The 25,108-nt window shown below is 74.7% G+C and carries 17 protein-coding genes and 5 tRNA genes; 9 read left to right on the forward strand and 13 right to left on the reverse strand.

From position 1 onward, the window contains the following. Nucleotides 1-9 precede the first annotated feature (9 nt). The gene (locus ACWCHM_RS18950) at nucleotides 10-2,349 is read right to left on the reverse strand and encodes a heavy metal translocating P-type ATPase (protein WP_454219239.1); all 2,340 of its coding nucleotides are present in this window, start codon (nucleotides 2,347-2,349) and stop codon (nucleotides 10-12) included. Nucleotides 2,350-2,536: 187 nt separating this feature from the next. Between ACWCHM_RS18950 and ACWCHM_RS18955 the strand changes: the two genes are divergently transcribed. Both ACWCHM_RS18955 and ACWCHM_RS18960 read left to right on the forward strand, forming a co-directional pair. Beyond that, entirely contained in the window at nucleotides 2,537-3,547 is a 1,011-nt protein-coding gene (locus tag ACWCHM_RS18955; RefSeq protein WP_421489007.1) for an Acg family FMN-binding oxidoreductase, read from the forward strand. A 96-nt stretch (nucleotides 3,548-3,643) separates the two neighbouring features. Then, on the forward strand, nucleotides 3,644-5,314 hold the full coding sequence (locus tag ACWCHM_RS18960; RefSeq protein ID WP_454223112.1) for a GAF domain-containing protein: 1,671 nt from the start codon (nucleotides 3,644-3,646) through the stop codon (nucleotides 5,312-5,314). Nucleotides 5,315-5,394: 80 nt separating this feature from the next. Here ACWCHM_RS18960 and ACWCHM_RS18965 read toward each other — a convergent pair whose 3' ends face one another. Then, nucleotides 5,395-6,033 carry a response regulator gene (locus ACWCHM_RS18965; protein ID WP_091251953.1) on the reverse strand — a complete coding sequence of 213 codons (639 nt, stop codon included), beginning with the start codon at nucleotides 6,031-6,033 and terminating at the stop codon, nucleotides 5,395-5,397. Nucleotides 6,034-6,200: 167 nt separating this feature from the next. Here ACWCHM_RS18965 and ACWCHM_RS18970 point away from each other — a divergent pair, with 167 nt between their 5' ends. Beyond that, nucleotides 6,201-7,175 carry an Acg family FMN-binding oxidoreductase gene (locus ACWCHM_RS18970; protein WP_204957119.1) on the forward strand — a complete coding sequence of 325 codons (975 nt, stop codon included), beginning with the start codon at nucleotides 6,201-6,203 and terminating at the stop codon, nucleotides 7,173-7,175. A 116-nt stretch (nucleotides 7,176-7,291) separates the two neighbouring features. On the opposite strand, the gene ACWCHM_RS18975 is transcribed toward ACWCHM_RS18970, so the two are convergent. After that, complete coding sequence (locus ACWCHM_RS18975; RefSeq protein ID WP_454219241.1) at nucleotides 7,292-8,296, reverse strand: NAD-dependent epimerase/dehydratase family protein; 1,005 nt, start codon at nucleotides 8,294-8,296, stop codon at nucleotides 7,292-7,294. Nucleotides 8,297-8,889: 593 nt separating this feature from the next. Here ACWCHM_RS18975 and ACWCHM_RS18980 point away from each other — a divergent pair. Further along, entirely contained in the window at nucleotides 8,890-9,480 is a 591-nt protein-coding gene (locus ACWCHM_RS18980) for a hypothetical protein (protein ID WP_454219242.1), read from the forward strand. A 58-nt stretch (nucleotides 9,481-9,538) separates the two neighbouring features. Here ACWCHM_RS18980 and ACWCHM_RS18985 read toward each other — a convergent pair. From ACWCHM_RS18985 to ACWCHM_RS19015, 7 genes are all read right to left on the reverse strand, one after another. Next, nucleotides 9,539-9,613 (reverse strand) — tRNA-Val (locus tag ACWCHM_RS18985). Between the two features lie 9 nt (nucleotides 9,614-9,622). After that, a tRNA-Gly gene (locus tag ACWCHM_RS18990) sits at nucleotides 9,623-9,695 on the reverse strand. A 184-nt stretch (nucleotides 9,696-9,879) separates the two neighbouring features. Next, a complete protein-coding gene (locus tag ACWCHM_RS18995) occupies nucleotides 9,880-11,043 on the reverse strand; it encodes a hypothetical protein (RefSeq protein ID WP_454219243.1) in 1,164 nt (387 codons plus the stop codon). A 296-nt stretch (nucleotides 11,044-11,339) separates the two neighbouring features. Next, on the reverse strand, nucleotides 11,340-13,778 hold the full coding sequence (locus ACWCHM_RS19000) for an ATP-binding protein (protein ID WP_454219245.1): 2,439 nt from the start codon (nucleotides 13,776-13,778) through the stop codon (nucleotides 11,340-11,342). A gap of 228 nt (nucleotides 13,779-14,006) precedes the next feature. Beyond that, nucleotides 14,007-14,078: transfer RNA gene (locus tag ACWCHM_RS19005), tRNA-Val, on the reverse strand. A 13-nt stretch (nucleotides 14,079-14,091) separates the two neighbouring features. After that, nucleotides 14,092-14,162 (reverse strand) — tRNA-Cys (locus tag ACWCHM_RS19010). 34 nt (nucleotides 14,163-14,196) lie between these two features. Next, nucleotides 14,197-14,269, reverse strand: a tRNA-Gly gene (locus ACWCHM_RS19015). Between the two features lie 296 nt (nucleotides 14,270-14,565). Between ACWCHM_RS19015 and ACWCHM_RS19020 the strand changes: the two genes are divergently transcribed. Together ACWCHM_RS19020 and ACWCHM_RS19025 are read left to right on the forward strand one after the other, a co-directional pair. Further along, nucleotides 14,566-15,165 (forward strand): TetR/AcrR family transcriptional regulator, encoded by a 600-nt coding sequence (locus ACWCHM_RS19020; protein ID WP_204957114.1) that lies wholly within the window; start codon nucleotides 14,566-14,568, stop codon nucleotides 15,163-15,165. Nucleotides 15,166-15,284: 119 nt separating this feature from the next. After that, on the forward strand, nucleotides 15,285-18,215 hold the full coding sequence (locus ACWCHM_RS19025) for a M36 family metallopeptidase (RefSeq protein WP_421489011.1): 2,931 nt from the start codon (nucleotides 15,285-15,287) through the stop codon (nucleotides 18,213-18,215). Between the two features lie 49 nt (nucleotides 18,216-18,264). On the opposite strand, the gene ACWCHM_RS19030 is transcribed toward ACWCHM_RS19025, so the two are convergent. Then, nucleotides 18,265-19,134, reverse strand: a complete 870-nt coding sequence (locus ACWCHM_RS19030) for a hypothetical protein (protein WP_281899460.1) — start codon at nucleotides 19,132-19,134, stop codon at nucleotides 18,265-18,267. A 203-nt stretch (nucleotides 19,135-19,337) separates the two neighbouring features. On the opposite strand from ACWCHM_RS19030, the gene ACWCHM_RS19035 reads away from it, so the two are divergent. The 3 genes from ACWCHM_RS19035 to ACWCHM_RS19045 all read left to right on the forward strand — a co-directional run bounded on the left by ACWCHM_RS19035 (nucleotide 19,338) and on the right by ACWCHM_RS19045 (nucleotide 23,055). Next, nucleotides 19,338-20,006 carry a class I SAM-dependent methyltransferase gene (locus ACWCHM_RS19035; protein WP_204924045.1) on the forward strand — a complete coding sequence of 223 codons (669 nt, stop codon included), beginning with the start codon at nucleotides 19,338-19,340 and terminating at the stop codon, nucleotides 20,004-20,006. Between the two features lie 9 nt (nucleotides 20,007-20,015). Next, the gene (locus tag ACWCHM_RS19040) at nucleotides 20,016-21,188 is read left to right on the forward strand and encodes a cytochrome P450 (protein WP_421489012.1); all 1,173 of its coding nucleotides are present in this window, start codon (nucleotides 20,016-20,018) and stop codon (nucleotides 21,186-21,188) included. A gap of 361 nt (nucleotides 21,189-21,549) precedes the next feature. After that, nucleotides 21,550-23,055, forward strand: coding sequence for a SulP family inorganic anion transporter (locus ACWCHM_RS19045; protein WP_454219248.1), 1,506 nt, complete (start codon nucleotides 21,550-21,552; stop codon nucleotides 23,053-23,055). Nucleotides 23,056-23,064: 9 nt separating this feature from the next. Here the strand turns inward: ACWCHM_RS19045 and bioD are convergent, their stop codons facing one another. Together bioD and ACWCHM_RS19055 are read right to left on the reverse strand one after the other, a co-directional pair. Further along, on the reverse strand, nucleotides 23,065-23,769 hold the full coding sequence (bioD, locus tag ACWCHM_RS19050; RefSeq protein ID WP_204957340.1) for a dethiobiotin synthase: 705 nt from the start codon (nucleotides 23,767-23,769) through the stop codon (nucleotides 23,065-23,067). Between the two features lie 138 nt (nucleotides 23,770-23,907). After that, nucleotides 23,908-25,068, reverse strand: a complete 1,161-nt coding sequence (locus ACWCHM_RS19055; protein WP_454219250.1) for an 8-amino-7-oxononanoate synthase — start codon at nucleotides 25,066-25,068, stop codon at nucleotides 23,908-23,910. Nucleotides 25,069-25,108: the final 40 nt, after the last annotated feature.

A 25,108-nucleotide genomic window follows, 5' to 3' on the forward strand; every position in this document is an offset into this window, starting at 1 on the left:
ATGGGTGGATCAACGCCCCGGGGCCGGCGGGTCGGGGTCTAGGGCGAGGTAGTCCTCCTCCTCCCGGGCCAGGTGCAGGCGCAGCACCGCTTCCAGGCCGTACAGGCTGGCGAGCAGGTCGGGCACCTGGTCGGGGCGCAACCGCCCGTCCGCCCGCGCCAGGTGACCGCCGATCGCGTCCACCAGCCGATGGATCTCCACGTGTTCCCGGCTCATCGTGGCCGTCGCCTCGTCGCCGCCCAGCGGGCCGGCCAACGCTGGATAGAGCTGCCGTTCCTCGACGTCGGTGTGCGGCAGCACCTCGTCGGTGAGCCGGCGGTGCGTGTCGCGCACCGCCGGCAGGCACCCCTCGGCGGTCGGCCGGGTCGCCACCAGGTCGGCGGTGTCGCGTACCCGGGCCAGCACGGCCCGTACGCCGGGATGCTGGCCCGCGTACCGGTCGAGCAGGGCGCGGGTGGCCGGCGGGACGTCCCGGCGGCGCAGCCCGCCGCGCAGCGCCCGCAGCGCGTTGAGGATCACCAGCACGTCGATGCCCTCCTGGAGGAACGCGCCCGCCACCGGCGGCAGCCGGCCGACGGCGGCGACCAGCATCGCGAGCACCGCCAGCCCCATCCCGACGGCGGCGCTCTGCACCGCGATCCGGCGGGCGTAGCGGGCGATCTCGACGGCGTCGGCGAGCCGGTCCAACCGGTCCACGGTGATCACGGCGTCGGCGACGTCCGCCGAGGCGGTCGCCCCTCTCGCCCCCATCGCCACCCCGACGTGCGCCGCCGCCAACGCGGGCGCGTCGTTCACCCCGTCGCCGACCATCACGGTGACCCCCCGCCGCGACTCCTGCCGGACCCGGTCCACCTTCTCCTGCGGCGAGCAGCGGGCCAGCGCCTCGTCCACCCCCACCAGCCGGGCCACCTGCTCGGCGGTACGCGGCCGGTCGCCGGTGAGCAGCAGCAGCCGGGAGAACCCGGCCTCCCGCAGCCGGCGTACCGTCCGGCGGGCGTCGGGGCGGACCGGGTCCTCCAGCAGGACCGCGCCGAGCGGGCCGTGGTCGTCGCTGACCCACACCGTCGACCAGCCGGCCAGCTCGGCCCGCTGGCGGGCCTGCTCCGCCCAGTCGGGCAGCCCGCCGGGGAACTGCCCGACCCGCACCGGCCGGCCGTCGACCCGGCCGCTGACCCCGCGCCCCGGCTCCTCGGTCACCTCCGTCGGCGTGGTCAGCCGCAGCCGCCGCTCGCGGGCCTGCCGCACCAGCGCCACCGCCAGCACGTGCGGGGAGAGCTGCTCCACCGACGCGGCCAGCCGCAGCACCTCGTCCCCGTCGCCACCGGGAGCGACCACCGTCTCCGCCGCCCGGGGCCGCCCCTCGGTCAACGTGCCGGTCTTGTCGACCAGCAGGGTACGGGCCCGGCCGAGCAGCTCCAGCGAACCACCGTCGCGCACCAGGACGCCCCGCCGGGCCACCCGGGACAGCCCGGAGACGATAGCGATCGGGGTGGCCAGCAGCAGCGGACACGGCGTCGCCACCACCAGCACCGCGACCGCCCGGACGAACTCCCCCGACCACACCCCGGCCACCGCGGCCAGCAGCAGGGTGAACGGGACGAACGCCGCCGCGTACCGGTCGGCGAGCCGCACCGTCGGTGCCCGGTGGGCGGTCGCCTCCCGCGCCAGCCGGACGATCTGCGCGTAGGTGCTGCCCGTCGCGTCCCGGGTGGCCCGCAGGCCCACGGCCGCCCCCGCGTTGACCACCCCGCTGGACACCTGCTCCCCGGCGGCCCGGCCCACCAGCTGCGACTCGCCGGTGACCACCGACTCGTCGAGCGTCGCCGCAGCCGCGAGCACCCCGTCGACGGGCACCACGTCGCCCGGCCCGACCAGCAGGTCGTCCCCCACCGCGACCCGGTCCAACGGGACCACCTCGATCCCCCCGTCCGGGGTGCGCCGCCGCGCCTGCCGGGGCGCCCGCGCCAGCAGCGCCCGCAGGTCGCGGGTCGCCCGCCCCCGGGCGTACGCCTCCAGTGCCCGGCCGGTCGCCACCATCACCGCGATCACCGCCCCGGCCAGGTACTCCCCGACCAGCAGCGCACCGGCCAACGCCAGCACGGCGATGACGTCCACCCCGAACCGACGCCGCCACCACTGACGCAGCACCGCCCCGACCGCCGGCACCAGCGCCCCCAGGGTCGCCGCCGCCCACACGCCGTCGGCGGGGCCGCGCCGCCCGGTCAGCCACAGCACCGCCCCGACCAGCAACGCCCCGCCGAGGAGGGCCAGTGGCGTCCACTCACGCCAGCGCACCGGACGCCTGTCGACCGGCCGCCGCGGAACACACTCCTGCGGTGCCGCGTCCACCTGCGGATCGTCCCAGCAGGTGGCCGGCGGGGACCGGGAACCGGGAAACCACCGGGCCGAAATGCCCCCGAGGGGGGACCTGCGGACCGTGTGCAGGGCCGGTTCGGCAGGCCAGGATGGAACGGTATCCCCGCCCCGGGGCCGACCGGGTGGGGCACGATGGGAAAGAGACGGAAAGGTCGTGCCGATGAGCCACCAGACGCCCGCGACGGACCGCCCGCTGACCACCGCGCTCGCGGAGGCGGCGGCGACGGCAGGTCACGCCCCCTCGGTGCACAACACGCAGCCGTGGCGCTGGCGGGTCCTGCCGGACGCCCTGGAGCTGCGGGTGGCCCGGGAACGGCAGCTCACCGCCACCGACCCGGAGGGCAGACTGGTCGCGGTGAGCTGCGGCGCGGCCCTGCACCACGCCCGGGTGGCGCTCGCCGCCGAGGGCTGGACGGCGGTGGTGGAGCGACTGCCCGATCCGCAGCAGCCGGACCTGCTGGCCCGGTTGACCGGCCTGACCCGTTCCGGGGCCGACCCGGAGGCGATGCGCCTGGTGCAGTGCATGCAGGTGCGGCACACCGACCGCCGCCCGGTCAGCGACGAGCCGGTGTCCGTCGGGGTGCTCGACGAGATCGTCGGCGCGGCCGACGCCGAGGGTTCCCGGTTGCAGATCCTCGACACCGACCAGGTGATGGAGCTGGCCGCGACCGCCTCGCACGCCGGCACCGTCGAGGCGGAGGACCCGCAGACCCGCGAGGAGTTGCAGTACTGGACGCACCGGGCCGGCACCGGCACCGGCCTGCCGCCGGAGGTGCTGCCGCAGGACCAGCCGCAGACCACCGTCCCGGCCCGGGACTTCGGCAGCCCCGGCGACCTGCCGGTCGGCCCGGGGCACGACCGGGCCGCCGTGTACGGGCTGCTCTACGGCGACGAGGACGAACCGGACAGCTGGCTGCGGGCCGGTGAGGCGCTCTCCGCGCTGTGGCTCGCCGCCACCCGGCACGGGGCGTCGGTGGTGCCGCTGTCCGGCGTGGTCGAGGTCGACGGCACCCGGCAGACGCTGCGGCAACTGCTCAGCGGCCTCGGCTACCCGTACCTGGTGCTGCGGATCGGGATCGCGGACCCGGCGCACGCCGGCCCGCCGCACACCCCCCGGCTGCCGGCCGCGCAGGTGGTCGACACCTCCGCGGTACGCGACCAGCGGCCCTGATGATCTCGTGCCCGGCGGTCACCGGACGGTAACATCGCCCGCGTGGCCGCCAGCACCCCTGCTTCCCGCAACGAACACCAGGTCCCCTCGCTGGGGCTGAGCCCGTTGTCCCGGGTCCGGCTCGACGAGTTGCTCCAGGAGATGCTGGACCGGGTCGGCGACGTGGTGACCAGCCGGGAGCGGCTGCGGGCGCTGCTCGACGCGGTGGTCGGCATCGGCACCGACCTCGACCTGCGCAGCACCCTGCAACGGATCGTGCAGGCCGCCTGCGAGCTGGTCGGGGCCCGTTACGGCGCGCTGGGGGTGATCGGGCCGGACCGGCTGCTGCACGACTTCATCACCCACGGCATCGACGCCGAGCTGCACGCGAAGATCGGCGACCTGCCGCACGGGCGGGGCGTGCTCGGGCTGCTGATCGACGAGCCCCGCCCGGTGCGCATGCCCGACATCACCCAGCACCCCCAGTCGTACGGCTTCCCGCCGCACCACCCGCCGATGCACAGCTTCCTCGGCGTGCCGGTGCGCATCCGCGACCAGGTCTTCGGCAACCTCTACCTGGCCGAGAAGCAGGGCGCCCCGGAGTTCACCGAGGACGACGAGGAGATCGTCGTGGCGCTGGCCGCCGCTGCCGGGGTGGCCATCGAGAACGCCCGGCTCTACGCGCTGGCCCATCGCCGGGAACGCTGGCTCGCGGCCACCGCCGAGATCACCTCGGTGCTGCTCGGCGAGGTACGCCGGACCGACGCGTTGACCCTGGTGGCCCGCCGGGCCCGGGAGGTCGCCGAGGCGGAGCTGGCGCTGGTGCTGCTCTACGACGAGGACGCCGGCCAGTTCACCGTCGAGGTGGTCGACTCCGCCGACGGTGACGCGGCGGAACTGGTCGGCGCGCTACTGCCGGCCAGCGAGACCAGCTTCGCCGGCCCGGTGACCGAGCGTCGCCGGGAGCTGCTCGACAACCTGGCCGAGGCGGCGCCGTGGCCGGTGCCGGTGGTCGCCGGCCCGGCAGTGGTCTCCCCGCTGGCCGCCGCCGACACCCTGCACGGGGTGCTGGTGGTCGCCCACCGGCCCGACGCCGGCCGGGCCGCCGACGCCGACGTCACCCTGCTGGCCAGCTTCGCCGGTCAGGCGGCCCTGGCCATGGAACGGGCCCGGGGCCAGGAGGAACGGGAACTGCTGGTGGTCCTGGAGGACCGCGAACGCATCGCCCGGGACCTGCACGACGTGGTGATCCAACGGCTGTTCGCCACCGGCCTGCAACTGCAGAGCGGCGCGATGCACGCCCGGCCCGACGTCGCCAAGCGGATCAACGCGGCCGTCGACGACCTCGACGCCACCATCCGGGACATCCGCCGCACCATCTTCGAGCTGCGTACCCCGATGAGCGCGGCGCTGCGCACCGAGATCCGGGAGGCGGTCGACGTGGCCGCCGGGTCGCTCGGCTTCCGCCCCGCCGTCGAGCTGGACGGCCCGATCGACAGCGCCGTGCCGGAACCGGTCCGCCCCGACCTCACCGCCGTCCTCCGCGAGGCGCTGTCCAACGCGGTACGCCACGCCGAGGCCAGCCGGGTCGCCGTCGCCGTCCGGGTCGACGCCGGCCGGGTCACCGTGACGGTCACCGACGACGGGGTGGGCTGCGACCCGGCCGCCGCCCGGGGTGGCCTGGTGAACCTGCGCGAACGCGCCGAGCGGCACGGCGGCGAGTTCGAGGTACGCCGGATCGACCCGCACGGCACCGAACTCTGCTGGTCGGTCCCGCTGCGCGACTGATCCGGGCGGCCGGGCGGTTCGTGCTCAGCCGGCCGGCGCTGCCTGACGGTTCCCGCTGAACCGGCCGGCGGCGCGGTGGGTCAGTGGCGTTGGCCGAGCAGGCGGGTGGCGAGCACGGCCGCCTGGGTACGCCGTTCCAGGCCCAGCTTGGCCAGCACGCTGGAGACGTAGTTCTTCACCGTCTTTTCGGCCAGGAACATCTTGCCGGCGATCTCCCGGTTGGTCAGCCCCTCGGCGACGTACTCCAGGATGCGGCGTTCCTGCTCGGTGAGGGACTTCAGCTCGCGGGGCTGCTCGACGCCGCTGCGGATGCGTTCCAGCACCCGGGTGGTGATCGCCGGGTCGAGCAGCGACTGCCCGGCCGCGACCCGACGGACCGCGTCGACCAGGTCGGTGCCCCGGATCTGCTTGAGCACGTACCCCGCCGCACCCGCCATGATCGCGGCGAACAACGCCTCGTCGTCCTCGTACGAGGTGAGGATCAGCCCCTTGATCGACGAGTCGACCGCCCGGACGTCCCGGCACACGTCGATGCCGTTGCCGTCGGGCAGCCGGGCGTCGAGGATCGCCACGTCGGGGCGGAGGGCGGGAATCCGCCGGGCCGCCTCCTGCGCGGAGCCGGACTCGCCGACCACTTCGATGTCGCCGCTGCTCTGCAACAGGTCGGCCAGGCCACGGCGGACGACTTCGTGGTCGTCGAGGAGGAACACCCGGATCATCCCTCGTTTCTACCCGCCCGGACCGGCCCGTGCACGGGCCGAAGGTCCCTAACCTGGCGCGTCACCCCGGGGAGGGCGACCCGACGGGTCGGGACGTCCGGCCCTGCCCGGCCGGCCTGCCGGTGACGGACCGTGGAGGGGAACCACGCCACGGAAGGAGCACGACCATGGGCACCGGGTACACCGAGACGCAACTGCGGGCCGCTGTCGCGGACGCCGTCCGCGCGCCCTCCCTGCACAACACCCAGCCGTGGCGGTTCCGACTGCGCGACGGCGGCATCGAGGTGTCGGTCGACCCGGCCCGCCGGCTGCCCGCCACCGACCCGAGCGGTTGGGGCACCCGGATCGCCGGCGGGGCGGCCCTGTTCAACCTGCGGTTGTCCCTGGCCGTGGCGGGCACCCCGGCGACCGTACGGCTGCGGCCGTACCCGGCCGACCCGGACGTGCTGGCCCGGCTCGTCCCGGAGCTGCCGCGCCGCCCCACCCCGACCGAGCAGAGCCTGTACGCGGCCATCGGCCGCCGGTTCAGCAACCGGGCGCCGTTCTGGCCCGACCCGGTGCCCGCCGACGCCCGCTGGCGGCTCGGTGAGGCGGCCCGGGCCGAGCAGTGCTGGCTGGAACTGGTGATCGGGGTGAGCGCCGTCAACGCCTTCGCCGAGATCGCCCGCAGCGCCCACCGGGTGCTCGAACGCGACCCCGCCTACCGGGCCGAACGCGCCGACTGGGTGCGTACCGAACCCGCCCCCGACGGGGTGCCGGCCCGCGCCGGTGGCCCGCAGGCCGAGCCGCAGGACCTGCTGCCGTCGCGCGGCTTCGGCGGCCTCGACCGCGCGCCCGGCCGCGACTTCGAGCCGGAACCGCTGGTGGCGGTGCTCGGCGCGGCCGGCAACACGGTCGTCGACCAGGTGCTCGCCGGGCAGGCGTTGCAGCGGGTGCTGCTGACCGCGACCGACGCGGGACTGGCGGTGTCGATGCTGTCGCAGCCGATCGAGGTGTCGGGGGCGCGGGAGGCGCTGCGGCTGTCGCTGGGGCGTTTCGGCACCCCGCAGATGGTCATGCGGATCGGGTACGGCCAGCCGGGGATGGCCACCCCGAGGCGGACCGTGGACGAGGTGCTGGACGTGGCGGTGGCACCCGGCTGACCATGCCGGCCCGACGACGGGTGCCCTCGCCGGCACCCGGGCGGCGGGGGCCCACGGATCCGGGGGCGGTGGAGGCGGTGACCCCGACGGATCCCGGGGGGCGGTGGGGCGGTGGATCAGATCGGACCGGCGGCAGCCAGCAGGGCGGTCTCGCGTTCCGGGTCCAGGCCGATCGTCGCCCGCACCGGCCGCCCCGCGCGCGGTGGCACCGCGCCCACCCGGTCCAGCCAGCGCCAGGTGTCGCCGACCGTTTCGGCCACCGGGCGACAGGTCAGCCCCGCCGCGTACGCCCGCTCGACGCCGAGCTCCTGCAACCACCGGTACTCGTGGCCCGGGGGAATCCAGACCGGCAGGTCGTTCCAGGGTTCCACCCCGGCGGCGAGGATCGGCTCCGGGTCGGTCCAGCGCAGCCGGGCGTCGGATCCGGTCGCCGCCACCATCTCGCTCAACAGCTCACCCATGGTGCTGTGCCCCGGACGGCTGACCACGTTGAACGCGCCGCCGACGCCCTCGGCGGCCCGGTCCAGGGCGAAGGCCGCCAGGTCACGGACGTCGACGTACTGCACGGGCAGGTCGGCCGGGCCGGGGGCGAGGATGTCGCCACCCCGGGCCACCCGCCGCAACCACCAGGGCAACCGGCCGACGTCCTCACCCGGCCCCAGGATCAACCCGGCCCGCAGCAGCAGGGCACGCTCCCCGAACACCTCCGTCGCGGCCCGCTCACCGCCCGCCTTGCACCGGGCGTAGTCGTCGTCGCGGGGGTCGTCGGACGCCGCTTCCACCACCGTCGCCTCCTCCCCCGCCCCGGCCGGCACCGGCGGGGCGTAGACGGAGCAGCTGGAGACGTAGGCGTAGTGCCCGGCGGCACGTAGTGCCCGGGCGGCGTCGTGTACCGCGCGGGGCATGCCGTCCCAGGTGTCGACCACCAGGTCCCAGTCGCCGCCGGCCAGCGCGGCCAGCCCGTCCGGCGCGGTCCGGTCACCCCGCAACCGGTGTACGCCCGGCGGGGGGTCGCCGTGTACGCCCCGGTTGAACATCGTCACCGTCCAGCCCCGGCGTACCCCTTCGGCCACGATGGCGGAGCCGACGAACCCGGTGCCGCCCAGCATCAGCAGTCTCATGCGTCCCACCCTGCCGGCCCGGCACACCGATGGGGCATTCTGTTCACCGGTAGCGGATCTGCCATCGGCAGAACCCGCCTTCCGCCGGCCACCGGATCGCCGGGAAAGGTCCGGAGGACGGCTGACTTCTCGGACACCGGTATGCCGCTCAGGCATATTCATGACACCCAGGCATAAGGCTCTCCGGGCCACCTGACCCACCGGCCCCGCAGACCACACCGGCCCCGGCGGAACCACCCGCGACCGACGGCCCGGGCAGGGCCTGCTACCAGGCTCGATCCGGCAAGCACCGACGGAATGACCAGGCACCCGCGGTCGTTACACCCTCTGTACGACCGCAGCAGAACCCCGCCCGGCAGGTCCCACCCCCTCCCGGCAGGTCCCGCCGCCCTCGGTGGAATGACCCGGGGCCGCCGGTCGTTACACCTGACTCGGCACGAGAGGCCGCCCCGCGGGCAGGCCCCGCCGCACCCCCGCACCCCACCCCCCGCACGAGCGCCCGACGTGGTGCCCACGCCCCGATTCCCGCCCGTCCCCACACGGGCATCCCGGCCCCGGCCGGAGGGGCGTCGACCCCCGAAGGAGCATCCCCCATGAACACCACCATCCTGCGTAAGAGTGTTCTCGGCATCGCCGGTCTGGCCGTCGCCGGTGGCCTGGCCGCCGGCCCGCTCAACCACCACACCCCCACCATCGACACCCGCCCCGTCGCCGCCGTCCAGGCCGACACGCCGGCGGTGGACAAGGGCAAGCTGGTCCCGCACGGTGTGCAGGGCGAGCAGTCCCGCATCGATCTGAACGACGAGCAGACCGGCAACGTCAAGGCGATCATCGCGGCGACGAAGAAGGCCGGCATGGACGAGCGTGCCGCGGTGGTGTCGATCGCGACCGCCCTGCAGGAGTCGAAGCTGGAGAACCTCGGCCACCTCGGCGACCGCAACGACCACGACTCGCAGGGCCTGTTCCAGCAGCGCCCGTCGAGTGGTTGGGGCACGGTGGAGCAGATCACCGATCCCGAGTACGCCACCCTGGCGTTCCTCAAGGGCCTCAAGCAGGTCGACGGCTGGCAGGACATGCCCCTGACCAAGGCCGCCCAGACCGTCCAGGTCTCCGCCTACCCCGACCACTACGCCCAGTGGGAACAGCAGGCCGCCGACCTCGTCGCCCAGCACTGGAACAACTGAGCCACGCACGACACCACGAAGGCCCCGGCTCGGTTGAGCCGGGGCCTTCGTGATGCTCTGGTGGGCGATACTGGGTTTGAACCAGTGACCTCTTCCGTGTCAAGGAAGCGCGCTCCCACTGCGCCAATCGCCCGTGGTCGAGAGCGGACGACGGGATTCGAACCCGCGACCCTCACCTTGGCAAGGTGATGCGCTACCAGCTGCGCTACGTCCGCGTGCCGCCCGGTTTCCCCGGCGACGCCCCGAACTCTACCCGATGGCAAGATCGCCCGTCCGGCGACCCCACCGCTTCGCCCCGGGCAGCGATCGCCCTGTTCATCGACGGGGTACCGCACGCCGACAGCACCTCGCCGTCCCACCCGGGGCAGGACGCGCCTGCCCCGGTCGGCCACCGACCGCCTAGCGGTACAGGGTCAGTGAGACGTTCGCGCCGTACTGGATCGGGTAGTCGAGCGGTATCGGCAGGATCTCCCCCAACGGCGGCGGCGGGGGCGGCGGCGGACGCCGCCACCACCAGAACAGCCACCACCAGAGGTCGTTGCCGCACCAACCCGCGTAGACGTAGTCCCCGACGGTGAGCACCGAGATCGACCCACCCGGCTTGGCGAACGCGGGACCGGTGACGACGTACGCCTGCCACCCGCCGGCCACGTTGGTCACGATCCGCACGGCGCCGGCGGCGTCGGCGAAGTACACCCCGGTCGGGCCGTCGACGGGGCGGGTCGCGGCCAGCGCCGCGCCCACCGGCACCACGCCGACGTCGGACACGGCCACCCGGCTCCACGGGTCGGGCAGGCCACCGCCGGCCGGGCTGACCTGCCAGAGCCGGCCGTCCAACCCGGCGTAGTAGGCCTGCACACCGCCGCCGGCCAACGAGGCCACCCCACTGCCGGCCGCCGCGACACCGGACGGGCCGACGGATGACGTCTGCCAGGTGCCGCCCGTCCGGGCGAGGTGACGCAACCCGCCGTCGACGCCGACGAAGAACGCGCCCGGCCCGCTGGACTGCCACGACCCGGCGACGACCGCGCCCGGCGGGGCGACGCCGGGCACCGAGACGCGCTGCGGACCGGCACCGGGGCGCACCACCCGTGAGTACGAGGTGCTGTAGACGGCGCCGTCGACGCCGACGAAGAAGACGTACACGTAGCCGTCCGGGGCGGTGAACGCGGTCAGCCGGCCCCCGGGCGGGGCGAGGTTGGCCGCCCCGTCGCGGTAGACGGTGATGTTGGAGGTCGCCGAGCTGGTCACGGCGGCGACCAGGCCACCCTGGGTGCCGACGGTGAACACGGCGGTGTTCCCGTCGGACTGTCGGACGGCGCTGACGTCGGCGTCGGGTGGGGCGAGCGCCGTGGGGCCGAACGGGCTGACTCCGGTGGATGACGTCAGGTAGAGGCGGCCGTCCTGGCCGACGGTGAAGCCGACGACCTGCGACGCCGCCGCCCGTGCGGTCGACGGGGGCGGCGCGGCCTGCGCGGGTGGCACACCGGCGGCGGTGGCGACGAGCGCCAGCGCCACTCCGGCCGCCGCCGTGCGGAGGCGGCCAATTCTGTGGGGGATCACGGTTGTCCTTTCGGTCGACAGGGAACCACGGAACAACAGGCTCGCCCGCCGACAGCAGATCAGACAACAACCCCAGAGGAATTGACAGTCATCAGTAAATTGAAGTCAACGTCATTGACCCGGAGCATCAAGAAATGCATTACAGGCCCTCTGGGCTGGCACGACATCCGCAGTCGCGCACGATTTCCGGGATTTTCCCGGACGCCGCCGACGGCCTGATTCCCGCCACCTGCGACAATTGTTTCCGGCCCTTCCGGAGCGTCCGGGAAATCACCGGACAGTGGATTCCCGGGAGACTATCGCGGAGCGGGTGGCGTCCCGTCGAGCCGGCCACGCACCAGGGCGGCGTCCGGGTGGCCGAGCCGGTCGAGCACGTCGAGGGCCTGCGCCCAGGCGGCCCGGGCGGCGTCGGGCGCGGCGGTGGCCCGGTGGCTGTCACCGAGATGCATCAGCGTGACGGATTCGTAGTACCGTTCGCCGGCCTCCCGCCACAGCGCGAGCGCGTGCGTGTAGCAGTCGATGGCATCGCCGTGCCGGCCGAGCTGGTGGTGCGCGAAGCCGAGGCTGTCCCAGGCGTGTGCCTCCCAGTACCGGTTCCCGGTCTGCTGCTGCTGCACCAGCGCCCGCCCGCAGTAGTCCAGCGCGCGGAGGTGGTCGCCGAGCTGGATGTGGTACCAGCCGATGTTGTTGAGCGCGTTGGCCTGCCCCTGCGCGTGGCCGGCGTCCTCGAACAGGCGGTGCGCCCGCTGTGCGTGGTCGAGCGCCCGCCGGTGGTCGCCCTGGCGCTCCGCGAGGATACCGAGGTTCAGCTCGGTACGGCCGCCGCCGACCCCGTCGCCGAGTTCGGCGTACAGGTGTCGGGATCGCTCCAGGTGGTCGCGGGCCTCGTCGTACGCGCCGAGACGCAGGCAGGCGACGGCCCGGTTGCGGTGGGCGCGGGCCTGGCCGTCCCGGTCGCCCGCCGCGGTGGCGGCCCGCAGCGCCCACTCCTGGGCGCGGGACTGGTCCGGCCAGGCGCCCACCCGGTCGAGGTAGGTGTTCACACTCCACGCCAACTGCCAGGCGTGGGTGGGCAACCCGTTCTCGGCGGCCAGGCCGATCGCGGCGAGCAGCGCCCGGTGTTCGGCGGCGAGCCACGCCCAGGCCTCGTCCCGGTCGGCCGGCACCAGCACCGCCGTCCCGGGTTGCGCCGCCGGCAGGTCGATGTCGTCGCGGTGCCGGTGCAGCAGCAGAGCAGCGGCGTACGCGGTGTGCAGGTAGTGGTCGAGCAGCCGGCACAGCGCGGCCTGCCGGAGCCCGGCGGAGTCGGTGGCCACGGCCAGTTCAACGGCGTACGCGCGGAGCAGGTCGTGCAGGGTGTACCGGCCGGGGGTGTGCTCGGTGAGCAGGTTCGCCCGGGTCAGCACCGCCAGCGGCCGGCGTACCTCGGCCGGCGCGACGGCGGCGAGGCTGGCGGCTGCCGCGACGGACACGTCGGGGCCGGGATGCGTCCCGAGCACCCGGAACAGGTCGGCCGCCGCCGGGTCCAGCCCCCGGTACGACCAGGACAGCACCGCCCGCACGTCGGTGCCGGCCTCCCCGCCGCTGAACGCGTCGAGGGCACCCCGGGTGGCGGTCAGCTCGGCGGCGAGCCGGGCGAGCGGGAAATCCGGGTAGGTGGCGGCCCGCGCCGCCACGATCGCCAGCGCCAACGGCAACCCCGCCGCCGCGGCGACGATCCGGTCCACCGCGGCCGGCTCCGCCGCGACCCGGTCCGCGCCCAGCCGGCGGGTCAGCAGCTCACGCCCCTCCGTCGGGGACAGCACGTCCAACGGGAGCGGGCGGGCACCCTCGGCGGTGACCAGCCCCGGGAGCTGGTTGCGGCTGGTCACCAGGACCAGGCAGCCGGGTGAGCTGGGCAGCAGCGGACGCACCTGGTCGGCGTCGCGGGCGTTGTCCAGCAGCACCAGCATCCGCCGGTCGGCGAGCAGGCTGCGGTACAGCGCCGCCTGCGCCGCCAACCCGACGGGGATGCGTTCCGCGGGTACCGCGAGGGCCTCCAGGAAACCGGCGACCGCCTCGGCCGGGCTCAGCGCCGGCGACTCGGGGTCGTAGCCGCGCAGGTTGACGTAGAGCTGCCCGTCCGGGAACCGGTCGGCGACCCGGTGTGCCCAGTGCACGGCGAGGGCCGTCTTGCCCACTCCCGCCGTACCGCCGATGGTCGAGACGGGCACCGTGCCCGGCGGGCCGGGCGGCTCGGCGAGCAGTGCGGTCAGGGCGGCGAGCGGCGCGGTCCGCCCCGCGAAGTGCCGTACCGCCGCCGGTAGCTGGCGGGGCACGAGCGGTGCCGGGGTCTGCTCGGCCGGGGCCGCCGGCGGGGAGCCGACACGCGCCCGTCGACCTCGTTCGGCGCGGGCGGCGGCAGCGAGCCGCTCGTCGGCCCGCGCCGCGTCCGCCGCCCCCAGCATCCGCCAGTACGCCGTCTCCCACCCGGCCGGGTCGGTCAGCTCGGCGGGCAACCGGGTGCCGGCCTGTTCGGCGTACGCGACGCAGGCCCCCAGGTAGTCGACGACGAAGTCCCAGTCCGGCAGCGACTTGGCGTTGAGCTTGTCGCTGAGGGTGGATCGGGCCAGTGGCCTGCCCCGGCGGGCGGCGACCGCGACCAACGTGTTCAGCGACGGGCCGCCGGCGCGCTGCCGCAGCCGCCGTAGCTCGTCGGCGAACGCGAGCAGCGCCTCCCGACCGGTCTCCCCCACTCCACACCCACCCGGCGTAGCGACGTCCCCTGGCAGCGTCGGAGCCAGGATAGACATCACATCGACGCGGAGCGATCATCTCCCATGAGTCGGGAGGGTCCGGCCGGGCTGACGGGTTCCGGCTCCCCCGCGACAGCGGGAGCACTCCCGACCCGGCCGACGGCGGGGCCGGGAGAGATAAGCAGTAGAGCCACCTTCCGGAATCGGAAGGTGGCTCTACTGACCGTGTGGGCGATACTGGGTTTGAACCAGTGACCTCTTCCGTGTCAAGGAAGCGCGCTCCCACTGCGCCAATCGCCCGTGCCTGTTACCGAGGTGGGGACGGGATTTGAACCCGCGTACACGGCTTTGCAGGCCGTTGCCTCGCCTCTCGGCCACCCCACCGAGGTTGCCCCCGTCATGCGTGGCGGCAGCTCCGAGCGGACGACGGGATTCGAACCCGCGACCCTCACCTTGGCAAGGTGATGCGCTACCAGCTGCGCTACGTCCGCTTGCCTCCGGGACGACACCCGGTGACGGATGGAAACTCTAGCCGAGCGGTTCCACCGATGCCAAATCGGGGCCGCTGACGGCGCGTTCGACCACCGGGCGGTGACCGACCCCACCACCGCCAGAGCTTCCTAGGAGAGTTGGCTGCCGGGGTGGGGTGCGTCGCCGGCACCCCTGGTGAACAGGTCGGAAAGGTAGCCCACTCGCTGCGGGGTGCTGTCCGGCTTCCGACTGCCGGCAGCCCGATCGGGCGGGTCGGTAACTCCCTGTGCTCGGTTCGATAGGTTACCGTAGCGGCGTGACGAGACGTGCCGCCGCCGATGTCCGCCTGGATTCCCTGCTGCGCACGGCCTGTGACGTGATCGTCGAGCGTGGACTCGCCAACACCCGCACCGCCGACGTCGCCGCCGCCGCCGGAGTCAGCCAGGCGCTGGTCTTCTACCACTTCGCCACCAAGGAGCGGCTGCTCGCCCAGGCGTTCGCGTACGCCGTCGAGCAGGAACTGTCCCGGCTGGACGCGGTGCTGCGCTCCGCCACCCCGCCGCTGACCAAGCTCCGGCGCATCCTGCGTCTCTACACCCCCACCGGCCGGCCCTGGGCGATGTGGATCGACGGCTGGGCGGAGTCGCTGCGCACCCCGGAACTGGAGAAGGTCTGCCGACGGCTGGACCTGCGCTGGCGGGAGGACCTGGCGGCGGTGATCTCGGCCGGGGTGGCCGACGGGACCTTCGACTGTGCCGACCCGGCCGGCGCCGCCTGGCGGATCAACGCGGTGATGGACGGGCTCGCCGTCCAGCTCGCCGTGCACGAGCGGGTGATCTCCCGGCGTCAGTTCGGCGAGTGGATCCGGCTGGTCACAGCCCGGGAACTGGGGCTCGACCCCGCCCAGCTCGTCTGATCCGCGCAGCGCGGGCCATTGCCCCCGTCCGATCCGCCTGGTATCCACGTATGCGCATGCGTTACCCCGCCTGCGCCGGGCCGGCGTCGCGCCGGTCCCCGCTCCCACGAGGAGGTTCCGTGCCCAGACCGGAGTGGACACCCCGAACGAGCCGGCATCGACGCCGGCTCGTTCCCGTACTGGCGACCGCCGCCGTGGTCGCCGCCCTGCTGCCCGGCGGGGGCACCGCCACAGCGGCGCCGGGCGACACCGCGGCCCCGGCCCCGGGCCGCTCCGGCTCGTTCGCCGACGACCGCCACCAGGCCGCCGACGTCGACAACCGCACCGGTACCGCCGCACCCGAGGCCCGCCAGCGCAGCCTGGCCCGGGCCACCGGCGCCCCGGTGCGCTGGAACCGGCTCGGCACCCCGCACGCCCTCGGCCCGGGCCGGCTCGCCACCGGCCTGCCCGCCGACCCGGAGGCCGCCGCCCGGCGTTACCTCACCACCCAGCGGGACCTGTTCGGGCTCGACGCCGACGCGGTCGCCACCATGGATCGGATCCTGGTCCGGCGGATCGGCGACGGCGCGGTGGTCACCCTGCGACAGCGCTTCGGCGACCTGCCCGCCGGTCACGACGGGCTGGTCACCGTGGCGGTCGCCGACGGCACCGTGCTCTCGGTCAGCTCCTCGCTGTCCCGGGACGCCGCCGCCCCCGCCCCGGCCACCCGCACCGCCGAGCAGGCGTACGCCGACGCGCTCGCCGACGCCGGCCTGGCCACCGACGCGGTGGCCAGCCACCGGGTGCGCCAGGTCGCCGTGCCCACCCCGGTCGACGGCAACCGGGCCGCCTACGAGGTGACCCTGATCGGTAAGGACAGCGACCACCCGGCGGCCTTCACCACCTACGTCGACGGGATCACCGGGAAGGTGCTGGTCCGCGAGGACCTCGTCGACTTCGACTCCGACAACCCGAGCTGGGCGGTCTACCCGGCCACCCCGCCGCAGGACCTCGCCCCCGGGCAGGACCCCCGGGTCCGCTGGTGCGCCAGCCCCGCACCCGACTGCGCCGCCGCCTTCCGCGACCCGGCGGGCGGGCAACCCTGGGACGTCGACCTCGCCACCGGCACGCCCACCGGCACCACCCGGGGCAACTCCGCCAACACCGTGGTCTCCTGGGGCGCCGGCAGCCCCATGGTCAACGCCCCGGACCGCCCGGACCGGCGCTACGAGTACCCGTTCACCGACCAGTGGCACCAGGCCCGCTGCAACCCGGCGGTGTTCACCTCCGCCCAGCGCAACGACGCCGACGCCGCCACCGCCAACCTGTTCGCCATGCACAACCGGATGCACGACTGGGCCTGGCACCTGGGCTTCACCGAGGCCAGCTGGAACCTGCAGGCGGTCAACGTCAGCGGTGCCGGGCTGGGCGGCGACGCCGAGCAGGGGCGGGCCCAGCAGGGCGCGCTGAGCGGCAACCGGAACAACGCCAACCAGTCCACCCCGCGTGACGGCCTGCCGCCGAGCACCAACATGTACCTGTGGCAGCCGCAGGCCGGTGGGCCGTACCCGCCGTGCGTCGACGGCGACTACGACATGACGGTGATCGGCCACGAGTACACCCACGCCATCACCAACCGGATGATCGCCGGCCCGGACAGCGGGATCAGCGGCCACCAGGGCGGGGCGATGGGCGAGTCGTGGAGCGACCTGCTCGCCGCCGAGTACCTCTACGAGCACGGCCTGCGTGCCCCCGGCGAGACGCCCTTCGTCACCGGCGGCTACGTCACCGGCAACCTGGTCAGCGGCATCCGCAACTACGACCTGAGCCGCAGCCCGCTCAACTACTCCGACGTCGGCTACAACACCGGCGGCCCGGCGGTGCACGCCGACGGGGAGATCTGGGGTGCGACCAACTTCCGCATCCGCGCCGCCCTGGTCAAGAAGTACGGCCTGGGCACCCCGGCGCGGCAGCTCGACTGCGCGCAGGGCCGGGTGGCCGCCGAGAACTGCCCGGGCAACCGGCGCTGGGTGCAGCTGGTCTTCGACTCGTTCCTGCTCCAGGCGGCCAGCCAGGTCAGCATGCTCGACATGCGGGACAACCTGCTCACCGCCGACCGGCTGCGCTTCGGCGGGGCCAACCAGGAGCTGATCTGGGCCGAGTTCGCCCGCTCCGGGATGGGCCGGGACGCCGCCACCGTCGGCGCCGCCGACACCGACCCCACGCCGAGCTTCGCCAGCCCGACCGGCGGCAACGCCACGCTGACCCTGCGTCCCCGGGGCGACAGCGTCAACGCGCCGATCCGGCTCTACGTCGGTGACTACGAGGCGCGGGCCACCCCGGTCGCCGACACCGACCCGGCCACCCCGCTACCGGCCACCTTCGAGGCCGTCGCCGGGACGTACCAGGTGCTGGCGGTCGCCCCCGGCTTCGGCCACCAGCGCCTGGAGGTGGTCGCCAAGGCCGGCCAGCAGGGGTACGTCGACCTGCGGCTGAGCCAGAACCTGGCATCCACCACCTCGGGGGCGACGATCACCGGGGACGGGGTGAACCTGGACCGGATCGCCGACGACACCGAGGCCACCAACTGGGCGTCGTTGACCGGGGTGGCCGGCAGGCAGGTCACCGTGACGTTGCCCTTCGGCACCCCGCAGCCGGTGCAACGGGTCACCGTCAGCGCGATGCTGCGCCCGGCGATCACCGGCGACGCCGACCCCGGCGCGCAGAACGCGCTGAGCGCGCTGCGGTCGTTCGCGGTGTCGACCTGCGACGCGACCACCACCGACTGCGCCGACCCGGCCCGCTGGACCCGGGTCTACACCAGCGCCGACGACGCGTTCCCCGGCGGGAGGTACCGGGCCTACAGCCGGGACCTGATCGCCAGATCGTTCCGGGTGCCGGCCACCGTCGCCACCCACGTCCGGCTGGAGGTGCTGGCCAGCCAGTGCACCGGCGGCCCGGCGTACGCCGGTGAGCAGGACGACGACCCGGCGACCCGGACCGACTGCGCGACCGCCAGCCCGGCGCGCGACCAGGTGCGGATCGCCGAGTTCCAGGTGTTCGCGAAGTGAAACCCGCCGGGGCCGGGTGGTGGCGCCACCCGGCCCCGGCGGCCCCCGATCACCGTCGGACGGTGGTCCAGCGGACGGGCCGACGGACCGGGCGCGCATCGTCGCCCTCCACCCCGTCGGACGCGGTCCGGGTGAGCTGCCGCAGCCGCATCAGCAGGCCGACGCCGAGGAAGAGCAGCAGGCCGCCGAGCAGGAACGCCGCCTGCACCACCCCGAAGCCCCCACTGGCGTTGGCCGAACGGTTCGCCGCGGCCGGTGGCGGCACCTCGGCCAGCGCCTCCTCGGTCGGCTCGGTCTCCTCCTCGGTCGGCTCCAGCACCTCCTCGGTCGGCTCCGGCGACGCGGTGGTCGGCTCGGGTGCCGCCGTGGTGGGCGGTGGTGCCGTGCCGACGACCTGCCGGGTGGCGGTACGTCGGGCGAGCAGCCGCAGGTTCGGGTCGTACGCCTCGGCGGCCATGGTGATCCGACCCCGGGTGACGTCCTCGGCGAAGGCCACCCGGTAGGTGGCGGTGACCGTGCGGTCCGGGCAGAGGGTGCCCGGGTCGAGCTGCCGGTCGGTCAACCGGGCCACGTCCCCCTGCGCCCGGATGTCCAGCGGGAACGAGCCGGTCTCCTCGACCCGGTCCATCTTGACCTGGTCCAGTCGCAGCCCCTGCACCGAGAGCACCATCGACCAGCGGACCTTCACGCAGCCGCCGTCGCCCTTGTTGGACACCACCGCCGAGACCGTCCGCACCTGGTCCCCGGCGGTGAACTGGGCCGGCAGGCCACTCAGCTCGGTGGAGAAGCGGTCCGCCGCCGACGCCGGTGTCGGCCCGACGAGCGCTGTCCCCGACAGGCAGGCCAGCACCGCCCCGACCCGTAGCGCGTTCCGCCACACCATCACCACCGCCTCGCTCCTCCCGTCGGTCTTGTCCACCCGCCACGCTATGAGCACGATGGGGAAGCCGGTAGACGGGCGTGTTCGCGCCGGTCGGCAAGTACGGGGCCGGTTAACACCGACAGTGGTGAACCGGTCACCCGCCTTCGCCGACACGCCGGGTGACGGTGTGGGCTTGGCCGCTTCGTCGGGCCGGTGAGGGTCGACCGCGCCGGGGTTCGCGCGGCTGACATCCTGGGCGGGTGTCCGATCTCTCCGCGGCCTTCGTCCGGCTGCACGCCCGGCTCGCCCCGGTCGCCTTCGTACCCGAGGTGCGGTTGCACCAGGCCGACGAGCCGATCGGCCTGTGGGAGCTGACCGAGGGCGAGTTCCGCAGCTCCCAGCCGCCGCCGTTCTGGGCCTTCGCCTGGGCCGGTGGGCAGGGCCTGGCCCGGTACGTCACCGACCACCCGGAGACCGTCGCCGGCCGCCGGGTGCTCGACCTCGCCTCCGGCTCCGGCCTGGTCGCCATCGCCGCCGCACGGGCCGGCGCGGCGGCCGTACGGGCGGTGGAGATCGACGAGCGGGCCGTCGCCGCCGTCGCCCTCAACGCCCACGCCAACGGGGTACGCGTCGACGCCGAACTGGCCGACGTCCTCGACGGCGACGCCGGGGACGCCGAGGTGCTGCTCGCCGGGGACGTCTTCTACAGCGAGGCGATGGCCCGCCGGGTGCTGCGTTTCCTGCTGCGGGCCGCCCGCTCCGGTGCCCGGGTGCTGGTCGGCGACCCGGGCCGGGCGTTCCTGCCCCGGGAACGGTTCCGCGAACTGGCCGGCTACGACGTGCCGGTGCCGGAGGCGCTGGAGAGCGTACGGGTGAAGCACACCACGGTGTGGGAACTGGACCCCGCCCCGCCGGGGGCCGCCCGCTAGCGTGACCGGGTGCTGTTCCGGGGGTGGGAGGCGTCCGTCGACGAACCCTGGCCGGACGTGGCCAGGGTCGTCGACCGGGTCGGTGGCGTACACCTGGTGGTGACCCGGCATGCGCTGGTCCGGCGGGTGCTCGCCGACCCGGTGACCTGGCGGCCCGACAACGCCCTGGACGCGGTGACCCCGATCCCGGTGGCCGCGCTGCGGGTGCTCACCGCGCACCGGTTCCGGCTGCCGCCGACGCTGGCCAACAACGCCGGGGACAGCCACCCGGCGATCCGGGCGATCGTCGCCGAGGCGCTGCACCCGGACCGGGTGGCCGCCCAACGGCCGTGGTTGACCACGCTGGTGCGGGCCCGGGTGGCCGGGATCGCCGCCGAACTGGCCGCCGGCCGGCCGGTCGACCTGCACGCCCGGCTCGCCGCCGATCTGCCGCTGCTGGCGCTGGCCCGGCTGGTCGAGCTGCCGGACGCCCCGGTGGGCGCGGTGAAGGACTTCGCGCGGGCGGCACTGGAGCTGTTCTGGGCCCCGCTGGACGCCGAGCGGCAGCAGAGCCTCGCCGCCGAGGTGGGCCGGTTCCATGCCGTACTGCGGGAGTTCGCCGGCACCGGGGGCGGCCTGGCCGGTCGGCTGCGCGCCGCCGGGCACTCCCTCGACGTGGTGGTCGGGGCGCTGTTCTTCCTGCTGGTAGCCGGCCAGGAGACCACCAGCCAGTTCCTCACCCTGCTGTTGCACCGGCTCACCGGCGAACCCGGGGTGCGTGCCGGGCTGCGGGCCGGCACCGTCGCCGTCGCCGACGTGGTCGAGGAGGGCCTACGCCGGGACCCGCCGATCGTCACCTGGCGGCGGGTGGCGGCGGTCGACACGACCCTGGGCGGTACGCCGGTGCCGGCGGGCAGCTCGATGCTGCTGTGGCTGGCCCGGGCCGGCTGCGACCCGGCGGTGGTGGCCGACCCGGCCGGGTTCCGCCCGGGGCAGCGTGGGTCCCGCCGGCACCTGGCCTTCGGGGCGGGGGCGCACCGGTGCGTCGGCGCGCAACTGGCCCGGCTGGAGGCGGCGGTGGTGGTCGCCGAGGCGGCACCGCTGCTGGACGCGGTGACGGTGGTACGTCCGCCGTGGTGCCCGGACAACCTCACCTTCCGGATGCCCGACGCCTTCGTGGTCCGCCGCGCCACCACGCCGTAGCCCCCCGCCGCAGCCTCGCCTGAACCCCGTTCACCTGCGGAAACGGGCGTAACCCCCACTCCCCGCCAAGGGTTGAACCCCGTGTGACGCCAAGCGCCACACCAACCCGGGAGGTCCTCATGCACCCCACCCCCTCCCCACCCCGCCCACTCCCCCCACTCCCGCCGCTCCCCCCGCCCTCCCGGGTTGATCAAGAGGTTTGCGTCAACGTTGATCTTCGATCTGACGCAAACCTCTTGATCACCGGGGCGGGCGGGGTGGCGCGCGGCGGGGACGGGGTGGCGGGGGCGGGGGCCGGCAGGGTGGCGGGGACGGGCGGGGTGGCGGGGACGGGTGGGGTGGCGTCGGGTGGTGGGGGGCGGTGAGGTGGGGAGAGTGGCGGCGTGACGTGCCGGCATCGCTCGTGGTGTTCCTGGTCGCGTTGCCGCTGTGCGTCGGGATCGCGGTCGCCTCCGGCGTACCCGTCGAACTCGGGATGGTCACCGGGGTGGTGGGTGGGCTGGTGGTGGGGGTGATGCCGGGCAGCAGCCTCCAGGTGAGCGGACCGGCCGCCGGGCTGACCGTGCTCGTCGCCGAGGCCGTGGAACGGTACGGCCTGACCGGCCTCGGCACGATCGTGCTGGTCGCCGGCCTGCTTCAGATCGGGTTGGGGCTGCTGCGGCTCGGCCGGTGGTTCCGGGCCATCTCGGTGGCCGTGGTGCACGGCATGCTCGCCGGCATCGGACTGCTGCTCATCGCCGGTCAACTGCACATCCTGGCCGGCGCCGGGACCGCCCCTGTCGGCCTCGCCGCGTTCACCGGTCTGCCGGCACTGGTCGGTGAGCTGACCGGCTCCGAACCAGCCAGGCTGTCGCTCGCCCTGGGTACGGCCACCATCGCGGTGATGATGCTCTGGAACCTGCTGCCCGGCAGACTGCGTACCGTGCCCGGGGCGTTGGTCGCCGTCGTCGCGGCGTCCGCGGCGAGCGCCGTGCTGGGTCTACCCGTCGACACCATCGAGGTGGCGGGGCTGCTCGCGGCGATCCAACCGTCGCTCGGCCACCCCAGCCAACTCGCCGACCTCGGGGTACTCGCCACCATCGTCACGTTCACCCTGGTCGCCTCGGCGGAGAGCCTGTTCAGCGCGGCGGCCGTCGACCGGATGCACCAGGGGCCCCGGACCGACTTCGACCGGGAGTTGGTCGCCCAGGGCACCGGCAACACGGTCTGCGGGCTGCTCGGCGCGCTGCCGATGACCGCCGTCATCGTGCGCAGCTCCGCCAACGTGCACGCCGGCGCGCGGACCAAGGCGTCCCGGGTGCTGCACGGGTTGTGGCTGCTGCTCTTCGTCGCCGCCGTGCCCGGCCTGGTCGGGCTGATCCCGCTGCCCGCGCTCGCCGCCGTGCTGGTGCACGCCGGGTGCAAGCTGCTGCCGCTGCGGACGCTGCCCGGGCTCTGGCGGACACACCGGGGCGAGGCGGTGGTGCTGACGGTCACCGCCGTCGCCATCGTCACCACCGACATGTTCACCGGCGTGCTGGTCGGCCTCGGCCTGGCGGTGGCCAAGGTCGCCTGGGAGACGTCGCACGTCCGGGTCACCGTCGACGACCACGGCACCGGCACCGGCACCGGCCCGATCGACGTCGCCATCGTCGGTAACGCCACTTTCCTGCGGCTACCCACCATCCTCAACACCCTGCACGCGCTGCCCACCGACCGGATCGTCCGGCTGGACCTGCACGGCCTGGGGCACCTCGACCACGCCTGCGGCACCGCGCTGGACACCTGGATCGAGGCGCACAACCGCACCGCGGGCGGCCAGGTCCACGTCGTCGCCCCGCGACCTGCGCAGGACGACCGGCCCCGGCCGGTCCCCGCCACCGAGTGAGCGGACCGGTCAGCCGGCGTCCTCGGCCCAGGTACGCCAGTCGTCGAGCACCCCGTACAGGTCGGGGGTGAGCCAGCCCGGGGCGGACCGGCGGAACACGCCCGGATCCATCGCCCCGGCCCCGGCCGGCAACGCGCCGAGCAGGCTCGGCACCAGCTCCGTCAGGTTCGCCCAGTGCACCAGCTGCGGCTCCGCCGGCCACGCGCCGATCACCACCCCGGCGGGCACGGCCCGACGCTCCAACGCCTCCAGGGTCAGCGCGGTGTGGTTGAGGGTGCCCAACCCGGCCCGGGCCACCACCACCGCCGGAGCGCCCAGCGACACCGCCAGGTCGGCGACGGTCCACGCCTCACCCGACGGACGCAGTCCCATCGGCACCAGCAGCCCACCGGCCCCCTCGACCAGCACCAGGTCGTGCTTGTCGACCTCCGCGCGGACCGCGTCGACGGCCGTGTACAGCTCCAACGGCTCCAGCTCGGCGACCCGGGCGGCGGCCAGCGGAGCCAACGGGTCGGGGTAACTGGCCAGGGTACGACCGGTCAGCGGGGCGGCCAGCCGGGTCACCGAGTCCACGTCGCCGGGTTCGCCGGTGGCCGTGCCCGTCTGGCCCGGCTTGACCACCGCGACCCGCAGGCCGGCGGCCTGCGCGGCGGCCGTGATCGCCGCCGTCACCACCGTCTTGCCGACCTCGGTGTCGGTCCCGGTGACCAGCACCGCACCCTTCCACCCGCTCACGGCAGGATCCCCCCGGTTCGCGACTGCGGGGCTCGCAAACCCGGCTCACTCCTCACGCTCACAGAACCACCTCGGTTCGCGACTGCGGGGCTCGCAAACCCGGCTCACTCCTCACGCTCACAGAACCACCTCGGTTCGCGACTGCGGGGCGCACTCCACGATGGCCTCCAGGGCGTGTTCGAAGTCCGCCCGGGTGACCCCGGTGGAGAGGGTCAGCCGGAGGCGGGAGCGGTGGTCCGGGGTGGACGGCGGGCGGAAACAGCCGACCGCGACACCCCGGGACCGGCAGTCGGCAGCCCAGGCGGTGGCGGCCTCCGGGCCGGGAGCGGTCACCGACACCACAGCGGCGTCGGGGGTGGACACCGGCAACCCGGCCGCGCCGAGGCGGCGTACCGCGTACCGGGCCCGGTCGGCCAGTTCGGCGCGCAGGTCGTCGGCGGCGCGGGCCAACGCCACGGCGGCGCGTACCCCGGCGGCGACGGCCGGCGGCGGCGCGGTGTCGAAGATGAAGGTCCGGCCGGTCTCCACCAGGTGCCTGACGAACTCGGCCGGACCGGCGACCACCCCGCCGGCGCCGCCGAGCGCCTTGGACAGGGTTGCGGTGACCACCACGTCCGGCGCACCGGCCAACCCGGCGGCGGCCACCGCGCCGGCACCGGCCGGGCCGGTGACGCCGAGCCCGTGCGCGTCGTCGACCAGCAGCAGCGCGCCGTGCCGCCGGGCCACCGCGTGCAGCGCGGCCAGCGGCGCGAGATCACCGTCGACGGAGAACACCGACTCGGTGACCACCACCGCCGGGCGGCCCGGCGCGGCGGCGAGCACGGCGGCCACCGCGTCGACGTCGGCGTGCGCGGTGACCACCGTCTCCGCGCCGGAGATCCGGCAGCCGTCGATCAGCGAGGCGTGGTTGTGCGCGTCGGAGACGAGCAGGGTACGCGGCTGGACCAGGCCCCGGACGGCGGCCAGGTTGGCCAGGTAGCCGGAGGAGAAGACGAGTGCCCGGTCGACGCCGAGCCAGTCGGCCAGGTCGTCCTCAAGCGCGTGGTGGACGTCGGTGGAGCCCCGGACCAGCCGGGAACCGGTGGCGCCCAGCCCGTACCCGGACAGGGCCCGGCCGGCGGCGGCCACCACCTCGGGGTGGGTGGCCAGGCCCAGGTAGTCGTTGCCGGCCAGATCGACGTCCGGGTCACCGGCGGCGCGGGGGCGCAGGGTACGGGTGAGCCCCGCCTTCGCCCGCAGTGCGGCACGCCGGTCCAGGGCCGCCAGCCAGTCCGCCACCGGTCACCGCCTCCGTCCGCCGTCCGACCTGGCACCCTGC

It is taken from the genome of Micromonospora sp. SCSIO 07396, from assembly GCF_053667945.1.

Bases quoted from the DNA above. Each gene is read 5' to 3' on its own strand.
- ACWCHM_RS18955 (WP_421489007.1), top strand. From the start codon at position 2,537: ATGAGCCACCAGACGCCCGCGACGGACCGCCCGCTGACCACCGCGCTC.
- ACWCHM_RS18965 (WP_091251953.1), bottom strand. From the start codon at position 6,033: ATGATCCGGGTGTTCCTCCTCGACGACCACGAAGTCGTCCGCCGTGGC.
- ACWCHM_RS18970 (WP_204957119.1), top strand. From the start codon at position 6,201: ATGGGCACCGGGTACACCGAGACGCAACTGCGGGCCGCTGTCGCGGAC.
- ACWCHM_RS18975 (WP_454219241.1), bottom strand. From the start codon at position 8,296: ATGAGACTGCTGATGCTGGGCGGCACCGGGTTCGTCGGCTCCGCCATC.
- ACWCHM_RS18980 (WP_454219242.1), top strand. From the start codon at position 8,890: ATGAACACCACCATCCTGCGTAAGAGTGTTCTCGGCATCGCCGGTCTG.